The sequence below is a fragment of the Pseudomonas kulmbachensis genome (assembly GCF_963681935.1).
GTDB lineage: Bacteria > Pseudomonadota > Gammaproteobacteria > Pseudomonadales > Pseudomonadaceae > Aquipseudomonas > Aquipseudomonas kulmbachensis.
The window spans coordinates 2,678,591-2,693,911 of sequence record NZ_OY817088.1; the positions used below are offsets into that span (position 1 = coordinate 2,678,591).

At 57.2% G+C, this 15,321-nt stretch carries 13 protein-coding genes; 10 read left to right on the forward strand and 3 right to left on the reverse strand.

What is annotated here, in order from left to right; genetic code table 11:
* Positions 1-614: 614 nt before the first annotated feature.
* The 6 genes from U5A05_RS12115 (at position 615) to U5A05_RS12140 (ending at position 8,932) form a co-directional block, all read left to right on the forward strand.
* Positions 615-2,057 carry a serralysin family metalloprotease gene (locus U5A05_RS12115; RefSeq protein ID WP_321833023.1) on the forward strand — a complete coding sequence of 481 codons (1,443 nt, stop codon included), beginning with the start codon at positions 615-617 and terminating at the stop codon, positions 2,055-2,057.
* Between the two features lie 66 nt (positions 2,058-2,123).
* The gene (locus U5A05_RS12120; protein WP_261742301.1) at positions 2,124-2,504 is read left to right on the forward strand and encodes a protease inhibitor Inh/omp19 family protein; all 381 of its coding nucleotides are present in this window, start codon (positions 2,124-2,126) and stop codon (positions 2,502-2,504) included.
* A gap of 124 nt (positions 2,505-2,628) precedes the next feature.
* Entirely contained in the window at positions 2,629-4,371 is a 1,743-nt protein-coding gene (locus U5A05_RS12125; RefSeq protein WP_321833024.1) for a type I secretion system permease/ATPase, read from the forward strand.
* 17 nt (positions 4,372-4,388) lie between these two features.
* Positions 4,389-5,699, forward strand: coding sequence for an HlyD family type I secretion periplasmic adaptor subunit (locus U5A05_RS12130; RefSeq protein WP_425262882.1), 1,311 nt, complete (start codon positions 4,389-4,391; stop codon positions 5,697-5,699).
* Between the two features lie 13 nt (positions 5,700-5,712).
* Positions 5,713-7,059: a TolC family outer membrane protein gene (locus U5A05_RS12135; protein ID WP_321833026.1), complete on the forward strand. Its 1,347-nt coding sequence runs from the start codon at positions 5,713-5,715 to the stop codon at positions 7,057-7,059.
* Positions 7,060-7,084: 25 nt separating this feature from the next.
* A complete protein-coding gene (locus tag U5A05_RS12140; RefSeq protein WP_321833027.1) occupies positions 7,085-8,932 on the forward strand; it encodes a polyurethane esterase in 1,848 nt (615 codons plus the stop codon).
* Between the two features lie 41 nt (positions 8,933-8,973).
* Here U5A05_RS12140 and U5A05_RS12145 read toward each other — a convergent pair whose 3' ends face one another.
* Positions 8,974-10,608, reverse strand: coding sequence for a methyl-accepting chemotaxis protein (locus U5A05_RS12145; protein WP_321833028.1), 1,635 nt, complete (start codon positions 10,606-10,608; stop codon positions 8,974-8,976).
* Positions 10,609-10,868: 260 nt separating this feature from the next.
* Here U5A05_RS12145 and U5A05_RS12150 point away from each other — a divergent pair, with 260 nt between their 5' ends.
* Together U5A05_RS12150 and U5A05_RS12155 are read left to right on the forward strand one after the other, a co-directional pair.
* Positions 10,869-11,699, forward strand: a complete 831-nt coding sequence (locus U5A05_RS12150; protein ID WP_261742306.1) for an undecaprenyl-diphosphate phosphatase — start codon at positions 10,869-10,871, stop codon at positions 11,697-11,699.
* A complete protein-coding gene (locus U5A05_RS12155) occupies positions 11,696-12,133 on the forward strand; it encodes a DUF1294 domain-containing protein (RefSeq protein WP_405046597.1) in 438 nt (145 codons plus the stop codon). The genes U5A05_RS12150 and U5A05_RS12155 overlap by 4 nt, the downstream gene beginning before the upstream one ends.
* Positions 12,134-12,136: 3 nt before the next feature.
* Here the strand turns inward: U5A05_RS12155 and U5A05_RS12160 are convergent, their stop codons facing one another.
* Together U5A05_RS12160 and U5A05_RS12165 are read right to left on the reverse strand one after the other, a co-directional pair.
* Positions 12,137-12,481 (reverse strand): MmcQ/YjbR family DNA-binding protein, encoded by a 345-nt coding sequence (locus U5A05_RS12160; RefSeq protein WP_321836505.1) that lies wholly within the window; start codon positions 12,479-12,481, stop codon positions 12,137-12,139.
* A gap of 5 nt (positions 12,482-12,486) precedes the next feature.
* Positions 12,487-13,395 (reverse strand): LysR substrate-binding domain-containing protein, encoded by a 909-nt coding sequence (locus tag U5A05_RS12165; protein WP_261742308.1) that lies wholly within the window; start codon positions 13,393-13,395, stop codon positions 12,487-12,489.
* Between the two features lie 124 nt (positions 13,396-13,519).
* On the opposite strand from U5A05_RS12165, the gene U5A05_RS12170 reads away from it, so the two are divergent.
* Entirely contained in the window at positions 13,520-14,131 is a 612-nt protein-coding gene (locus tag U5A05_RS12170) for an FMN-dependent NADH-azoreductase (protein ID WP_261742309.1), read from the forward strand.
* 158 nt (positions 14,132-14,289) lie between these two features.
* Positions 14,290-15,321: an alpha/beta hydrolase family protein gene (locus U5A05_RS12175; RefSeq protein ID WP_321833033.1), complete on the forward strand. Its 1,032-nt coding sequence runs from the start codon at positions 14,290-14,292 to the stop codon at positions 15,319-15,321.

A 15,321-nucleotide genomic window follows, 5' to 3' on the forward strand; every position in this document is an offset into this window, starting at 1 on the left:
CGCGAGTCGGGGTCACGTTATTGGCTTTACGTTAACGTAAGGCAAGCGCCGGCTGTGATCAATATCGGCGCCCACAAATAAGTGTCGTTTAACAGGTGTGCAGACCCTTGTGGGTCAGAGGTATCGCGGTGATGCCATCGCGGGCAAGCCCGGCTCCCACAGGTTTTTGGTTGTACAAGAGCCCACTGTTAGGCACACAGACCTACAGCTAAAGATAAAGAGTGGATGCGACGTAAACTTATCAGTTGGCGACACTTGCTTTATAACTTCAGGGTATTTCAAGCGGCTGATTAATTATATGACGAGTGTTATTTCAGTGGGGGCCAAGGCCAAGTTAATAAACGAATGTAGTGACGCTTAATTTAAGTCAATGTACTTAGACTGGGCAGTCAGTATTAGGCCAGTCGTGCCAAAAAAAATACTTTAAATTGATTGTTCAATGTTTACGGCTACTTCATGAGTTTGCGCAAATCGATATTAAAATAACGCTGGACTAAATATTTCTAGTTGTGTCAGTTTCTCCCGGCCATAAACGGCGAGTGATAGGACGATCTCGCCATGGGGTCGTCGTGGTCTGTCAAAATCTTTCTACTGCTAAACAAGGAAATGTTTACATGTCGAAACTTAAAGAGAATGCGGCATTGTCTGTTGGCCAGGTGCAAGCGGCAAACACCGGCAGTTCCGCCTTCACTCAGATTGATAACTTCAGTCATTTCTATGACCGCGGTGATCATCTGGTCAATGGCAAACCTTCGTTCACCACCGATCAAGCGGCCGATCAGCTAACGCGTTCCGGCGCCAGTTGGCATGACTTGAACGGCGACGGCGTGATCAACCTCACGTATACCTTCCTGACGGCGCCGCCGGTGGGCTACGCCACCCGTGGTCTGGGTACTTTCAGCCAGTTCTCCTCGCTGCAAAAGGACCAAGCCAAGCTGTCGCTGGAGTCATGGGCCGACGTGGCCAAGGTGACCTTCACGGAAGGCCCGGCTGCGCGGGGCGATGATGGTCACATGACCTTCGCCAATTTCAGCGCAAGCAACGGTGGTGCGGCGTTTGCCTATCTGCCCAGCAGTTCGCGCAAAGGCGAGTCGTGGTACTTGATAAACAAGGACTACGAGGTCAACAAGACTCCGGGCGAAGGTAACTACGGTCGCCAGACCCTGACCCACGAAATCGGCCACACCTTGGGGTTGTCCCACCCTGGAGACTACAACGCAGGGAATGGCAATCCGACGTATCGCGACGCCGTGTATGGCGAAGATACCCGTGCTTACAGCGTTATGAGCTACTGGAGCGAAAGCAACACCGGTCAGCATTTCACCAATAGCGGCGAAGGTGCTTACGCATCGGCCCCGTTGCTGGATGACATCGCCGCGGTACAGAAGCTCTATGGCGCCAACATGGAAACCAGGGCTGACGATACGGTTTACGGCTTTAACTCCACAGCCGATCGTGATTACTTTCACGCAACTTCGGCCAGCTCAAAACTGATTTTCTCGGTGTGGGATGGCGGTGGCAATGACACGCTGGACTTCTCCGGCTTCACTCAAAACCAGAAGATCAACCTGACAGCAGGCTCGTTTTCCGATGTCGGCGGTATGACAGGTAACGTCTCCATCGCTCAAGGCGTGGTCGTGGAAAATGCGATTGGCGGCTCGGGCAATGATCTGCTGATCGGCAACAGCGCAGATAACGTGCTCAAGGGCGGTGCCGGCAACGACATCATCTTTGGCGGCGGAGGTGCCGATACGCTGTGGGGTGGTACGGGTGCTGACGTGTTTGTGTTTGGCGCGGTGTCAGACTCTGCGCCCGGTGCAGCCGATATCATCATGGACTTCCAGTCCGGGATCGACAAAATCGACGTCTCGGCCATCTCCAAGCTGGCCGGTCTGAGCTTTGTTGACGCCTTTACGGGCCGTGCCGGTGAAGCGATCATCAGCTATGACAAGGCCAGCAATCTGGGCCACTTTGCCGTCGATTTCAGTGGTCATGCGGTCGCTGATTTCCTGGTGAACACTGTGGGTCAAGTGGCAACTTACGACATCGTCGTCTAAGCCTGCCGGTACACGGGCAGCGCGCAAGCGCTGCTCTCTGCCAGGAAGCCTGAATTCATGAGTCATATGGCACGCAGATTTTTCAAGGTGATGGGGTGTATTGCCGCATTGCTGACCTTTACCACAGAGAGCACCATGGCCAATTCCTTGCTGCTGATGAGCCCCGCACAACTGGCGGGCAACTGGACGTTTTACCCGCAGGGTGATGAGAAACAGGCCTGCACGGTGCAGTTGATTGCCGAGCAGAAAACCTTTAGCCCGCAAGTAAAATGCCTGGAAACATGGCTGGGCGAAACACCCAAAAGTTGGTCGCCCACTCCAGACGGTCTGTTCTTGATGGGCAGCAGTGGTACGGCTTTAGTGCATATGAACCGTATTGAACCGGGGCATTATGAGGCACAGCTTAACCCCGAAACTGTACTGGTTATGGTGCGTGTTAATAATTAAGACGCACTAAAAAGCACAACGTCAATCGTCAAAGGTTGAGCAGGCACCTGCAAGGGGCGGCTCACGTGCGTCTGTCTGTTTTGTTTGTGCAGGCCTGCAGTGTTTTATCGATCAAGGAAGATTCATGAGGCGATTGAAAAACAGCACCGTTGCGCCGTTGATACATGCACTGGCCGACTATAAAAGCATTCTGATCAGCGTTGGCTGTTTTACCGCCTTGATCAATATATTGATGCTGGTGCCATCGATTTACATGCTGCAGGTCTATGACCGGGTATTGTCTTCGCAGAACACTACGACGCTGGCGATGTTGTCATTAATGGTGGTGGGTTTTTTCATCTTTATCGGGCTGCTTGAAACTGTCCGCAGTTTTATTGTTATCCGCATTGGTAGCCAACTGGAGCGTAGGTTTAACCAGCAGGTGTACCGTGCCGCGTTCGAGCGCAACCTGTTCAGTGGCCAGGCCCATGCCGGGCAGGCATTAGGGGATTTGACCCTGATCCGCCAGTTTGTCACCGGCCCTGCATTATTTGCCTTCTTTGATGCGCCGTGGTTTCCCGTCTATTTATGGGTAATTTTTCTGTTCAGCCCCTGGCTCGGGCTGATGGCGACCGCAGGCGCGCTGCTGCTGATTGCCCTGGCGTGCATCAATGAAGTGATGACGCGCAAGTCCCTGAGCCAGGCCAGCCAGTATTCCCAGCAGTCCAGCCAACTGGCCACCAGCCATTTGCACAATGCCGAGACGATTCAGGCCATGGGCATGCTGGGCGTGTTGCGCAAACGCTGGTTTAACCTGCACTCACGGTTCCTGGCCGAGCAAAACAAGGCCAGCGACACCGGTGCCGTGATCGGTTCGGTGAGTAAAACCTTGCGCTTGTGCCTGCAATCACTGGTGCTCGGCTTGGGTGCCCTGCTGGTGATCAAGGGTGAGATGAGCGCGGGGATGATGATTGCCGGTTCGATTTTGATGGGCCGTGTGTTGAGCCCCATCGATCAACTGATAGCCGTCTGGAAACAATGGAGTTCGGCCAGGTTGGCCTATCAACGGCTGGACAGCTTGCTACGCGAGCATCCGCCAGGCGAAGACAACATGCAGTTGCCAGCGCCCAAGGGCCAGTTGAGCTTTGAGCAGGTCAGTGCCGCACCGCCGGGCCTGCGATTGCCCACCTTGCATCAGGTCAGTTTCAACCTCAACGCGGGCGAGGTGCTTGGCGTGCTGGGCGCGTCGGGCTCCGGCAAGTCGACCCTGGCGCGGGTGCTGGTGGGTGTATGGCCGACGTTGGCGGGTACGGTGCGCCTGGATGGTGCAGATATTCATCAATGGTACCGCGATCAATTGGGCCCGTATATCGGCTATTTGCCACAGGACATCGAGCTGTTCAGCGGCAGCATTGCTGAAAATATCGCCCGCTTTCGTGATGCAGATCCTCAGCAGGTAGTTGCGGCGGCGCGTCAGGCCGGGGTTCACGAGATGATTTTGCGTCTGGCGCAAGGTTACGACACGGTCCTGGGGGATGAGGGCAGCGGCCTGTCAGGCGGGCAGAAACAGCGGGTGGCGCTGGCCCGTGCTCTTTATGGCAACCCGCGACTGGTGGTGCTGGATGAGCCCAACTCCAACCTCGATGCGGTCGGTGACGCGGCGCTGACCCAGGCCATAGCTCACCTGAAGGCGCAGGGCTGCACTGTGGTGCTGGTGACGCATCGTTCGTCTTCGCTGGCCCAGGCCGACAAGCTGCTGGTACTCAACGAAGGTCGCTGCCAGGTATTCGGGCCGAGTGCCGAGGTGCTCAAGGCGTTGTCCGGGGCCCAACAGCAACACGCCGCGCCCCAAGCGGCGAGTATCAACCGTCAGAGCGCTGACGCATGAGCAAGGACGCTGCAAGCATGAATCAACACGATCAACCATCATCGCGCGAACGCGGTGCCGGGTACTACGTGCGAGCAGGCTGGGTGCTGACCCTGGTCGGTGCGGGTAGTTTCTTCCTGTGGGCCAGCCTCGCGCCGCTGGACGAAGGTATTCCGGTGCAAGGCACGGTGGTGGTGTCGGGCAAGCGCAAGGCCGTGCAGTCGTTGGGCGCTGGGGTGATGAACCGGATTTTGGTGCGTGAGGGCCAGACGGTGCGTCAGGGCGAGCCGTTGTTTCGACTGGACCAGACCCAGGTCGAGGCGGATGTGCAATCGTTGCGCGCCCAGTACCGGATGGCCTGGGCCAGTCTGGCCCGTTGGCAAAGCGAGCGTGACAACCTGGCGCGGGTGAGCTTCCCCCTGGAATTGAGCCAGGACCCTGACCCACGGTTGGCGCTGGTGCTGGAAGGCCAGCAGCAGTTGTTCAGTAGCCGGCGCGAAGCCTTTGCCCGCGAACAGGCCGGGCTCAAAGCCGGTATTGAAGGCGCAACCCAGCAGCTAAGCGGGATGCGCCGAGCGCGTGGCGATCAAACGGCTCAAGCCGACTCCTTGCGGCAACAGTTGAGCAATCTGCGGCCCTTGGCTGAAAACGGCTATATCCCGCGCAATCGCCTGATGGAGTACGAGCGACAGCTGTCCCAGGTGCAGCAGGATCTGGCGCAGAACGCCGGTGAAAGCGGGCGTATCGAACAGGGCATTCTGGAGTCGCGGCTCAAACTGGCGCAGCACATTGATGAATACCAGAAAGAGGTGCGCAGCCAACTGGCCGATGCCCAACTCAAAACCCTGACCCTTGAACAACAATTGGCATCGGCCGGTTTTGATCTATTGCACAGTGAAATCAACGCGCCAGCTGATGGCATCGCCGTCAATCTTAGCGTGCACACCGAAGGCGCGGTGGTGCGGGCGGGCGAAACCCTGCTGGAGATCGTGCCCCAAGGCACGCGCCTCGAGGTGGAAGGGCGCCTGCCAGTGCATCTGGTGGACAGGGTGGGCAGCCAGTTGCCGGTGGACATTCTGTTTACCGCGTTCAATCAAAGCAGTACCCCACGGGTGTCGGGGCAGGTGAATCTGGTTTCAGCCGATCAGTTGCTCGATGAAAAAACCGGCATGCCGTATTACGTGCTGCGCAGCTCGGTCAGTGACCAAGCGCTGGAAAAACTCAACGGACTGGTGATCAAGCCCGGCATGCCTGCCGAGATGTTTGTGCGCACGGGCGAGCGCTCGTTGCTCAACTACTTGTTTAAACCGCTGCTGGATCGCGCAGGTTCTGCGCTGACTGAGCGCTAGGATGCTGCGACTTATGAAGATAGCTGCAAGGGTGGGCCTGGGTTTTGCGCTATGGGTCGGTGTCGCTGGCAGTGCCCAGGCACTGGGTCCGTTTGAGGTATACGAACAGGCGTTGCGCAATGATCCAGAGTTCCTCGGTGCCATCAAGGAGCGCGACGCAGGCCTGGAGAGCCGCAATATCGGCCGTGCCGGGCTGCTGCCCAAGCTGTCGTACAACTACAACAAAGGCCGCAACAACTCCAAGGCCACGTATATGAATGAACGTGGCAATACCCACGAAGACCGCAACTACAACAGTTATGGCTCGACGTTTACGTTGCAGCAGCCATTGATCGACTACGAAGCGTACGCAAATTACCGCAAAGGTGTGGCCCAAGCGCTATTTGCCGATGAGACCTTTCGCAGTAAAAGCCAGGAACTGCTGGTACGGGTACTGACCCATTACACCCAGGCCTTGTTTGCCCAGGACCAGATCGACAATGCCCGTGCCAAGAAAAACGCCTACGAGCAGCAGTTCCACCAAAACGAGCATATGTTCCGCCAGGGCGAGGGCACGCGCACCGACATCCTGGAAGCCGAGTCGCGTTACGAGCTGGCCACCGCCGAAGAAATCCAGGCCCATGACGAGCAGGATGCCGCCTTGCGCGAGCTGGGTGCGCTGATCGGTGTCGCTACGCTGGATATTGAGCAACTGACGCCATTGGCCAGCCGTTTCAACTCGTTGCCGCTGGAACCGGCGAACTTCTCGACCTGGCATGAAATGGCGCTGGAACGTAACCCGTTACTGGCCTCTCAGCGTGAGGCACTGGAAGTGGCGAGGTATGAGGTTGAACGTAATCGGGCAGGGCATCTACCCAAACTTAATGCGTATGCCAGTGTGCGCAAGATGGAATCCGACAGCGGTAATACCTACAACCAGCGTTACGACACTAACACCATCGGTATTGAGATCAGCCTGCCGCTGTATGCGGGGGGCGGGGTGTCGGCGTCGGTGCGTCAGGCCAGCAGCAATCTGGCCCAGGTGGAATACGAACTGGAGGGCAAAACTCGAGAAACCCTTATCGAACTGCGGCGCCAATTCAATGCCTGCCAGTCGGGTGTCAGCAAGTTGCGCGCCTATCAAAAAGCCCTGATTTCGGCCGAAGCGCTGGTGGTGTCGACCCGTCAGAGCATTCTGGGGGGTGAACGGGTCAACCTCGATGCGTTGAATGCCCAGCAGCAGCTGTACAGCACGCGCCGCGACCTGGCCCAGACGCGTTACGACTATTTGCTGGCCTGGACCAAATTGCATTTTTACGCAGGGACCTTGGGCGAGCAGGACCTGGCACGGGTCGATGAGGCGTTTGTGGTGCACGATTGATTTGATCAACCAGGAGAGTAGAACCATGGCAGTGTTTGACTACAAGGATGTGGGTTCCAGCGCATCTACGGCACTTTTCAAGGATGCAATGGCAATCACGCTTTACAGCTATCACAACCTCGACAACGGTTTTGCCGTGGGTTACCAGCAACACGGTCTCGGCACAGGTTTGCCTGCCACACTGGTCAAGGCCGTACTGGGCGGCACCGATTCTCAGGGGGTAGTGCCGGGGATTCCCTGGAACCCGGACTCGGAGAAACTTGCCCGTGAAGCGGTGGAAAAAGCCGGGTGGACCCCCATCAGCGCCGAGCAATTGGGATACGCGGGCAAGGTAGATCAGCGTGGGACATTTTTCGGCGAAAAGGCATATGGCAGCGCCCAAGTGGAAATCCTCGGCAAATACGCCGCCGATGGTCATTTGACGTCTATCGGTATCGGTTTTCGTGGCACCAGCGGGCCGCGTGAGTCGTTGATTACGGACTCCATCGGCGATGCAATCAGCGATTTACTAGCGGCCATCGGGCCTGCGGACTACGCCAAAAACTACAGCGCCAACGCCTTTGACGCGCTGCTCGGCAAAGTGGCTGCCTTTGCCAGTGCTCAAGGGTTGAACGGCAAGGATGTGCTGGTCAGCGGCCATAGCCTGGGTGGTCTGGCAGTCAATAGCCTGGCAGACCTGAGTGGCGATCACTGGTCGGGGTTTTATCGGGATGCCAAGTACATCGCGTTTGCGTCACCCACACAAAGCGAAACCACGTCCAATGTGTTGAATATCGGTTACGAAAACGACCCGGTGTTCCGCACCCTGGATGGCTCGGATTTCAATCTTTCGTCGTTGGGTGTGCATGATGCGTATCAGCCGTCCGCCACCAACAATATTGTCAGTTTCAACGATCACTACGCTTCCACCGCGTGGAACCTGATGCCCTTTTCAATTGCCAATATCTCGACCTGGATCACCCACTTGCCCAGTGGCTATGAAAGCGGGATGACGCGGATTCTCGACTCGGCGTTTTATGACCTGACCCACAAGGACTCGACCATTGTGGTCGCCAATTTGTCCAACCCGACGCGAGAAAACACCTGGGTTCAGGACCTCAATCGCAATGCTGAACCTCATAAAGGCAGCACTTTTATCATTGGCAGCGACGGCAACGATTTGATTCAGGGTGGCCGCGGCAACGACTTCCTGGAAGGGCGCGACGGTAATGACACCTTCCGCGACAGTGGCGGCTACAACATCATTCTGGGTGGCAAGGGCGTCAACACCCTGGACCTGCAGCAATCGTTGAGTCGTGTGGATGTGGTCAATGATGGGCAGGGCAGCCTGTATGTTCGCGATGCCCACGGCGGGATCAGTATTGCCCGTGACATCAGCTTTTTAATAACCGAAGAGCCCGCCTGGCTAGGGTTGAGCCACCACGAGGTTAACCATCGGGTGGCCGATGATGGCTTGTGGTCCGGCAAAGACCGCACTGACTACACCCACTCGATCAAGGCCGGACCGGGCGACAGCACGCTCAAGGCGGTTGAACAGGGCGATTGGCTGCTGGGGCAGGGCGGTAACGATCATTTGATCGGTTTGCAGGGCAACAATGTGTTTATTGGTGGTGCCGGCAATGACCTGCTGGAGGCCGCTGGCGGCAACAATACGTTCGTTTTCAGCGGGCATTTTGGCAACGACACGCTGCTGGGCTATCAGCCCACCGACACGTTGGTGTTTTTGGGGGTTGAGGGTGGCCACGTCGCCGACTACCGGGCCCATGCCAGTGCATCAGGGCATGACACGGTGCTCAGCTTCGGCAGCGACTCGGTAACTCTGGTCGGTGTCGGGCTGGCCTCCCTGGCGGGCACGGATATTGTGATTGCCTGACGGCAAGCTTCACGCTTGCAACTTGCCGTTTGCAGCTGCTTCTAAACCTTGAACTGGCGTAGTTGCCCATTGAGCTGCACGCTTAACTCCTTGAGGTGCGCGCTGGCGGTGCTCGATTGTTCGGCGGCCTGGGCTGTGCCCTGTGACAGTTCGGCGGCCCGGGTTACATTTTGGTTGATGTCTTCCACGACATGGGCCTGTTGCAGTGTGGCGCTGGCAATCGAGGCGTTGAGGTCGTTAAGGTTGTTCAGGGCCTGGCCAATGCTGGTCAGGCTCTGCCCAGCTTGCGTGGCCTGCTCGATGGTCAATTGCGAGGCGCGACTGCTGCTGCCAATCACATTCACCGCCGCTTCGGAGTGTTTTTGCAGGCCCTCGATCATGGTCTGGATTTCAGCCGTGGATTTCTGTGTGCGCTGGGCCAGCAGTCGAACCTCGTCAGCCACCACCGCAAAGCCACGACCTTGCTCGCCTGCGCGTGCAGCTTCGATCGCCGCGTTGAGGGCCAGCAGGTTGGTTTGATCAGCTATCGAACGGATCACTTCCAGCACGCTGCCGATTTCGCTGCTTTGGGTGGCCAGGGTGCGGATCACCTCGACTGCCTGATTGATGGTGCCGGACAGTTGGTCGATCTGGTGCAGGCTGCTGTCGATGTTCTGCTGACCAAGCTCGGCTTGCGACTGGGCACCGCGCATTTCACTGGCCGCGTGCTCGGCGTTTTTGGCGACCTCGTGCACGGCGTAGGTGACTTCGTTGATCGCCGTCGCCACCTGATCCATTTGCAGCGCTTGCTGCTGGCTGCGCTGTTGTGCGTCGGTCGCGTCGTTGCCCAGCTCAGCCGAGGACTGGTCCAAGGCTGTGGCGGTGGACTGCAAGTGGCTGATTACATTTCGCAGCTTGGCGGTGAAGGCATTGAAGTGTTGCGCCAACAGCGTGACTTCATCCTGGCCGTGGGTATCCAGGCTACGGGTCAGATCGCTTTCGCCGCTGGCAATATTGGCCATGGCCTGCACCGCCTCTTGCAGGGGGCGCACGATGCTGCGGGCAATCAGGGTAACCAGCAGCGTCATGATCAGCGCGATGCCAAGGCCTGCCCAACTGGCCTTCCAGGCTTGTGCCTGGAACTCGGCCTGCATGTCATCGATATACACACCAGAGCCAATGACCCAGCCCCAAGGCTCGAACAGCTGTACATAGGAGGTTTTTTGCACCGGTGCGTCGGCACCCGGTTTTGGCCAGCGGTAGTCCACCATGCCGGCGCCCCTGGTTTTGGCCAGGTTGGCCATTTCGTTAAAAATCGCGAACCCGTCGGGGTCCTTGATACTCGACAGGTCTTTGCCGTCGAGCTTGGGGTTGGTGGGATGCATGACCATAAAAGGGCGCAGGTCATTGATCCAGAAATAGTCGTCATGGTCATAGCGCAGTTTGCTGATCACGCTCAGCGCCTGTTGTTGCGCGGCTTCACGGCTTAAACTGCCTGTCGTTTCGAGGCCATGGTAATAGCTGAGAACACCGCTGGCCGCTTGCACCACATGCTGCGTCTTCTGGGCTTTACCTTGATACAAATCGTCATGTATCTGCTTTAGCATCAGCAAACCCAACGCCAGCAGCATGGCGATGGCCACGATCAAAATCAGCCATAGACGTCGGCTGATGGATAACCCGCGCAGGGTATTCATAACTGGTCACTCCTGGTTTTTTATTCTTGTGGTGATTCACTGAACCGCCTTCTGGCCTGCATGTCTTAGCAGCGAAAGTGGAACGTGTCTGATAGGATCTCGGCCGAAATTGGCAAAGCTGCATCTTTATTGATTTCTGACAGTTTTTTCACACCGTTCTGGGGAACATGGCGCACCTGTAACCCACTCCAGGGCAGCGGTTGCAAACACTTAATCAAGACTAATCAGCTCTGCATGAGGCAGGGCTTTATGGGGGAATAATGGATCTTTGGACTGCCGCTCAGGCGTTGATACTTGGCGTCGTTGAAGGCTTGACGGAGTTTTTGCCGATTTCGAGCACTGGCCACCAGATTATTGTGGCCGACCTGCTTAACTTTGGCGGCGAGCGCGCAATGGCGTTCAACATCATCATCCAGCTGGGCGCGATTTTGGCCGTGGTCTGGGAGTTTCGCCGCAAGATCATCGATGTTGTCGTCGGTTTGCCCACCAAACCTGAAGCACGGCGCTTTACCACCAACCTGATCATCGCGGTAATGCCAGCGGTGGTATTGGGGGTGATTTTCGCCGATGTGATCCACGAGTATCTGTTCAACCCGATTACCGTTGCCACGGCACTGGTGATAGGTGGTGTGATCATGTTGTGGGCTGAACGCCGCCAACATGTGATTCGCGCCGAGACAGTGGACGACATGACCTGGAAAGACGCGGTAAAAATCGGCTTCGCGCAATGCCTGGCGATGATTCCAGGCACTTCGCGTTCGGGTTCGACGATTATCGGCGGCCTGCTGTTTGGCTTGTCGCGCAAGGCGGCCACCGAGTTTTCATTCTTCTTGGCGATGCCAACCATGGTTGGTGCGGCGGTGTACTCGGGTTACAAGTACCGTCACCTGTTCCAGCCTGACGATTTGCCGGTCTTTGCAATCGGTTTTGTGACCTCGTTTATCTTCGCGATGATCGCGGTACGCGCATTGCTGAAGTTTATTTCGAACCATAGCTATGCGGCCTTCGCCTGGTATCGCATTGCGTTTGGCCTGCTGATTCTGGCCACCTGGCAGTTCGGCTGGATCGACTGGTCTGCGGCGTCGGCGTGAAGAAACAGGTTAAAGAACGGCGCGAGCCGGTTGCTGCCCGCGAGCAACATGGCGCGCCGATCCGTGGTTTGAAGCTCAAGCTGCTGGTGTTGGCGCTGCTCTGTGCGTTGCCCCTGGGCGGCTCGGTAAGCCTGCTGCTCCACGGGGTTAGCCGGGTGCCGCTGTTGGTCTATGGGGTTGCCAGCGCCCTGGCGTTTGGCCTGTATTGGTACGACAAGCAACAGGCCAAAGCAGGGCAGTGGCGTACCCCGGAGAAGGTCTTGCACGGGGTTGAGCTGCTTGGCGGCTGGCCGGGGGCATTGGTGGCACAACAGATGTTTCGCCACAAAACCCGCAAGCTGTCCTATCAGGTCTGGTTCTGGCTGATCGTGGCGGTGCATCAGGTGGTATGGATTGATGTTTTGTTCCTGAAACTGACCTTTCTCGATCTATAGCGATCAGAGCAGCAAACCGATCTGACGCTTTTTCGCCAGCTTGCCGACCACCAACTGGTGGGAGCGGCGCAACAGCTCCTGCAGTTCTGCAGCGCCCATCGGGTAGGGCGCTTGCATGTTGATCCAGTACGCCCGCGCCAGATACGGCGACGGGCGTATGCCTGGACGGTCGATATAACCTAGAAACAGCTCTTTCTCGACCTTGAACGAGAGTCCGTCGCTATTCAGGTTGAACAGGGCAAACATTTTGCTCTCATCGACAAAAAACACCTCAACACCACCCCATTTCACTGCTTCCTGAGCACCGGGCAGGCTACGGCAGAATTCGGCTACATCCTGTTTGGTCATGCGGCTCATAGCAGTTTGTCTCCACAGCTTTCGAATGATTCGACCAAGTGATCGATCCAGGCTCGGACCGCAGGCATCACTCCGCGTCTATGCGGGTAGACCGCATGCAGCCAGCCACCGGGCAAGGTCCATTTTGGCAATAGTTGAACAAGCTGGCCATTCTGTAGTTCCTGTTCGCAATACATCATTGGCAGCACGGTGAAGCCCAGACCGTCCAGGGTGCAGGCTTTGCGCACGATAAAGTCGTCAATCCCCAGCCGCGCTTCAAGTACCAGATTACAGTCCTTGCCGTGTTCATCGAGCATGCGCAAATGGACCATACGATCCGCCTCGAGCGCTCCCAGCAACGGGACGTTTTTAAGGTCGTCAGGATTGCTGACAGGCCACTTGCCGGCAAACTCGGGGGTAGCCACCATCACGGTGCGGGCCTGACGCAGCCGCCGGGTCACCAGCAACGGGTCCTCATCACCTTCTTCGCGCACGCGCAAGGCCACATCGATGCCTTCGGTGACCAGGTCAACGCGCCGGTTGAGCAAGCTGACTTCCAGTTGTACCAGGGGGTAGGCCAGCAGGAACGAGCTGATTACACCGGGCATAAATTCATGGGCCAGGCCCACCGGGCACGTAACACGCAGGCGCCCCCGTGGTTCACTGGACATGCTGGCAACAGCCTCGTCGGCCATTTCGGCCTCCAGCAGCATGGCCTGGCAATGGCGCAAGTAGCGTTCACCCACCGCGGTCAGTTTGAGCTGGCGGGTGGTGCGTTGCAGCAGGCGGGCGCCGAGGCGTTCTTCCAGTTCGGCGACCCGGCGCGACAGGCGTGATTTGGGAACGCCCAGCAGGCGCCCAGCCGCGGCAAAGCCACCGGCTTCGACAACCTTGGCGAAGTAATAGAGGTCATTCAGGTCTTGCATGGCGTGCTCACTGTCCTACAGGTAGGACGAACTATCGCACGATGGCTGACTTATCGTCGATTGCTTTCATCGGTAGCATTACCTCCATCAGATCGCCCAGTGCGGTCCTCATCTGGAGATCACCATGAAACTTTTGCATATCGATTCGAGCATTCTGGGCGACAACTCGGCTTCGCGTCAGTTGAGCCGTGAAGTGGTCCAGGCCTGGCAGGCTGCCGACCCGCAAGTTGTCGTCAGTTACCGCGATCTGGCTAGCGAGGCCATTGAGCATTTTTCGGCCGCGACCCTGGTGGCTGCTGGCACACCGGCCGAGTTGCGGGATGCGGCGCAAAAGCACGAAGCGCAATTGAGTGCTGACACCTTGGCGCAATTTCTGGCGGCTGACGCGGTAGTGATCGCGGCACCGATGTACAACTTCACCATTCCAACCCAGCTCAAGGCCTGGATCGACCGTATTGCAGTTGCCGGCCAGACGTTCCGTTACACCGAAGCTGGCCCTGAAGGCCTGTGTGGCAACAAGAAGGTGATCGTAGTGTCGACCTCTGGCGGTCTGCATGCTGGCCAGGCGACAGGTGTGGCCCATGAGGACTACTTGAAAGTGATGCTGGGCTTTATGGGGATCACTGACATCGAGTTTGTGCGCGCCCACGGCTTGGCCTATGGCGACGACGTGCGTAGCAAAGCGATGAACGATGCTCATGCGCACATTAAGCAGGATCTGTTCAGCGCAGCGTAAGTTATCTGAACCGCGGCAACAGCTAAACTCTGTACTCTGGACGTCTAGAAATGACCAGAGTACGGAGTTTTTTGCGTTTGGCTTGGGTTATGCAGAGTTGAAGGTCAACGCTCTGGCATTGCCGGTTGCAAGTCACACGCTAGCCAAGGTGAGCATCGATGATGCGTTTATGTATGGTACTGGGATTACTGCTGGCATATTGCCCTCTTGTGGTGCAGGCCGAACCCGCGGTCCAGTGGGGCGTGGGTTTTCATCGCCTGAATTTTCTCGATCCGCTGGATGAGCAGCCCATGCGCGCCATCGCCTTTTATCCTTCCAGGGAAGCCGAAGGGCTGACGAAAATGGGCGGCTATGAGGTCGAGGCCACTGAAGACGCCAAGATTGCAATGGGCCGCTACCCGCTGCTGATGCTCTCTCACGGCAACACCGGCACGCCTCTGGCATTGCATGACCTGGCCACGTCACTGGCGCGCAAGGGCTTTGTAGTGGTGGCGGTGTTGCATCCTGGTGACAACTATAAAGACCACAGTCGCCTGGGCACTCTGAGCAACCTTTATGGGCGACCGATGCAGATATCGGCGGCCATCAGCGCGACATTGGCTGACCGCAGCTTGTCACCTTATGTCTACGACGACCAGGTAGGGGTGATCGGCTATTCGGCGGGAGGGGAAACCGCATTGATCCTGTCTGGCGCCCAGCCTGATCTGGACCGTTTGCGGCGCTACTGCCAGGAGCGCCCGGATGACCATGATGCCTGCACGACAAAGGGTGAGTTGATTGCTGACCGCGATGACCTTGTGCCTGTGGCTGATTCTCGAGTGCATTCACTGTTGCTGCTGGCGCCGCTGAGCTTGATGTTCGGCAGGCAAACACTGGCAGATGTGCATGTGCCTGTGCTGCTGTACAGCGGCGAAAACGACAAACTGGTGTATCCCGATAAAAACGCCGATGCTCTGGCGCGCAAGCTCCCGACAGAACCAGAGTTCAAAGTGATTCCCGGTGCCGGGCATTTTGTATTTATGGCGCCGTGCAACGATGAGCAAATGGCCGCAATGCCTGGTTTGTGTACGGATGCCCAAGGGGTTGATCGAGAGGATATCCATCGCGACCTGATTTACGAGGCGGGCCGGTTTTTCAGCAAGACTTTGCAGGCCCACCCGCACACCGGAATGCGTACTGCCGACCAGTGA

Bases quoted from the DNA above. Each gene is read 5' to 3' on its own strand.
- U5A05_RS12170 (WP_261742309.1), top strand. From the start codon at position 13,520: ATGAAACTTTTGCATATCGATTCGAGCATTCTGGGCGACAACTCGGCT.
- U5A05_RS12115 (WP_321833023.1), top strand. From the start codon at position 615: ATGTCGAAACTTAAAGAGAATGCGGCATTGTCTGTTGGCCAGGTGCAA.
- U5A05_RS12125 (WP_321833024.1), top strand. From the start codon at position 2,629: ATGAGGCGATTGAAAAACAGCACCGTTGCGCCGTTGATACATGCACTG.
- U5A05_RS12175 (WP_321833033.1), top strand. From the start codon at position 14,290: ATGATGCGTTTATGTATGGTACTGGGATTACTGCTGGCATATTGCCCT.
- U5A05_RS12165 (WP_261742308.1), bottom strand. From the start codon at position 13,395: ATGCAAGACCTGAATGACCTCTATTACTTCGCCAAGGTTGTCGAAGCC.
- U5A05_RS12130 (WP_425262882.1), top strand. From the start codon at position 4,389: ATGAATCAACACGATCAACCATCATCGCGCGAACGCGGTGCCGGGTAC.
- U5A05_RS12145 (WP_321833028.1), bottom strand. From the start codon at position 10,608: ATGAATACCCTGCGCGGGTTATCCATCAGCCGACGTCTATGGCTGATT.
- U5A05_RS12140 (WP_321833027.1), top strand. From the start codon at position 7,085: ATGGCAGTGTTTGACTACAAGGATGTGGGTTCCAGCGCATCTACGGCA.
- U5A05_RS12135 (WP_321833026.1), top strand. From the start codon at position 5,713: ATGAAGATAGCTGCAAGGGTGGGCCTGGGTTTTGCGCTATGGGTCGGT.
- U5A05_RS12150 (WP_261742306.1), top strand. From the start codon at position 10,869: ATGGATCTTTGGACTGCCGCTCAGGCGTTGATACTTGGCGTCGTTGAA.
- U5A05_RS12120 (WP_261742301.1), top strand. From the start codon at position 2,124: ATGGCACGCAGATTTTTCAAGGTGATGGGGTGTATTGCCGCATTGCTG.
- U5A05_RS12160 (WP_321836505.1), bottom strand. From the start codon at position 12,481: ATGACCAAACAGGATGTAGCCGAATTCTGCCGTAGCCTGCCCGGTGCT.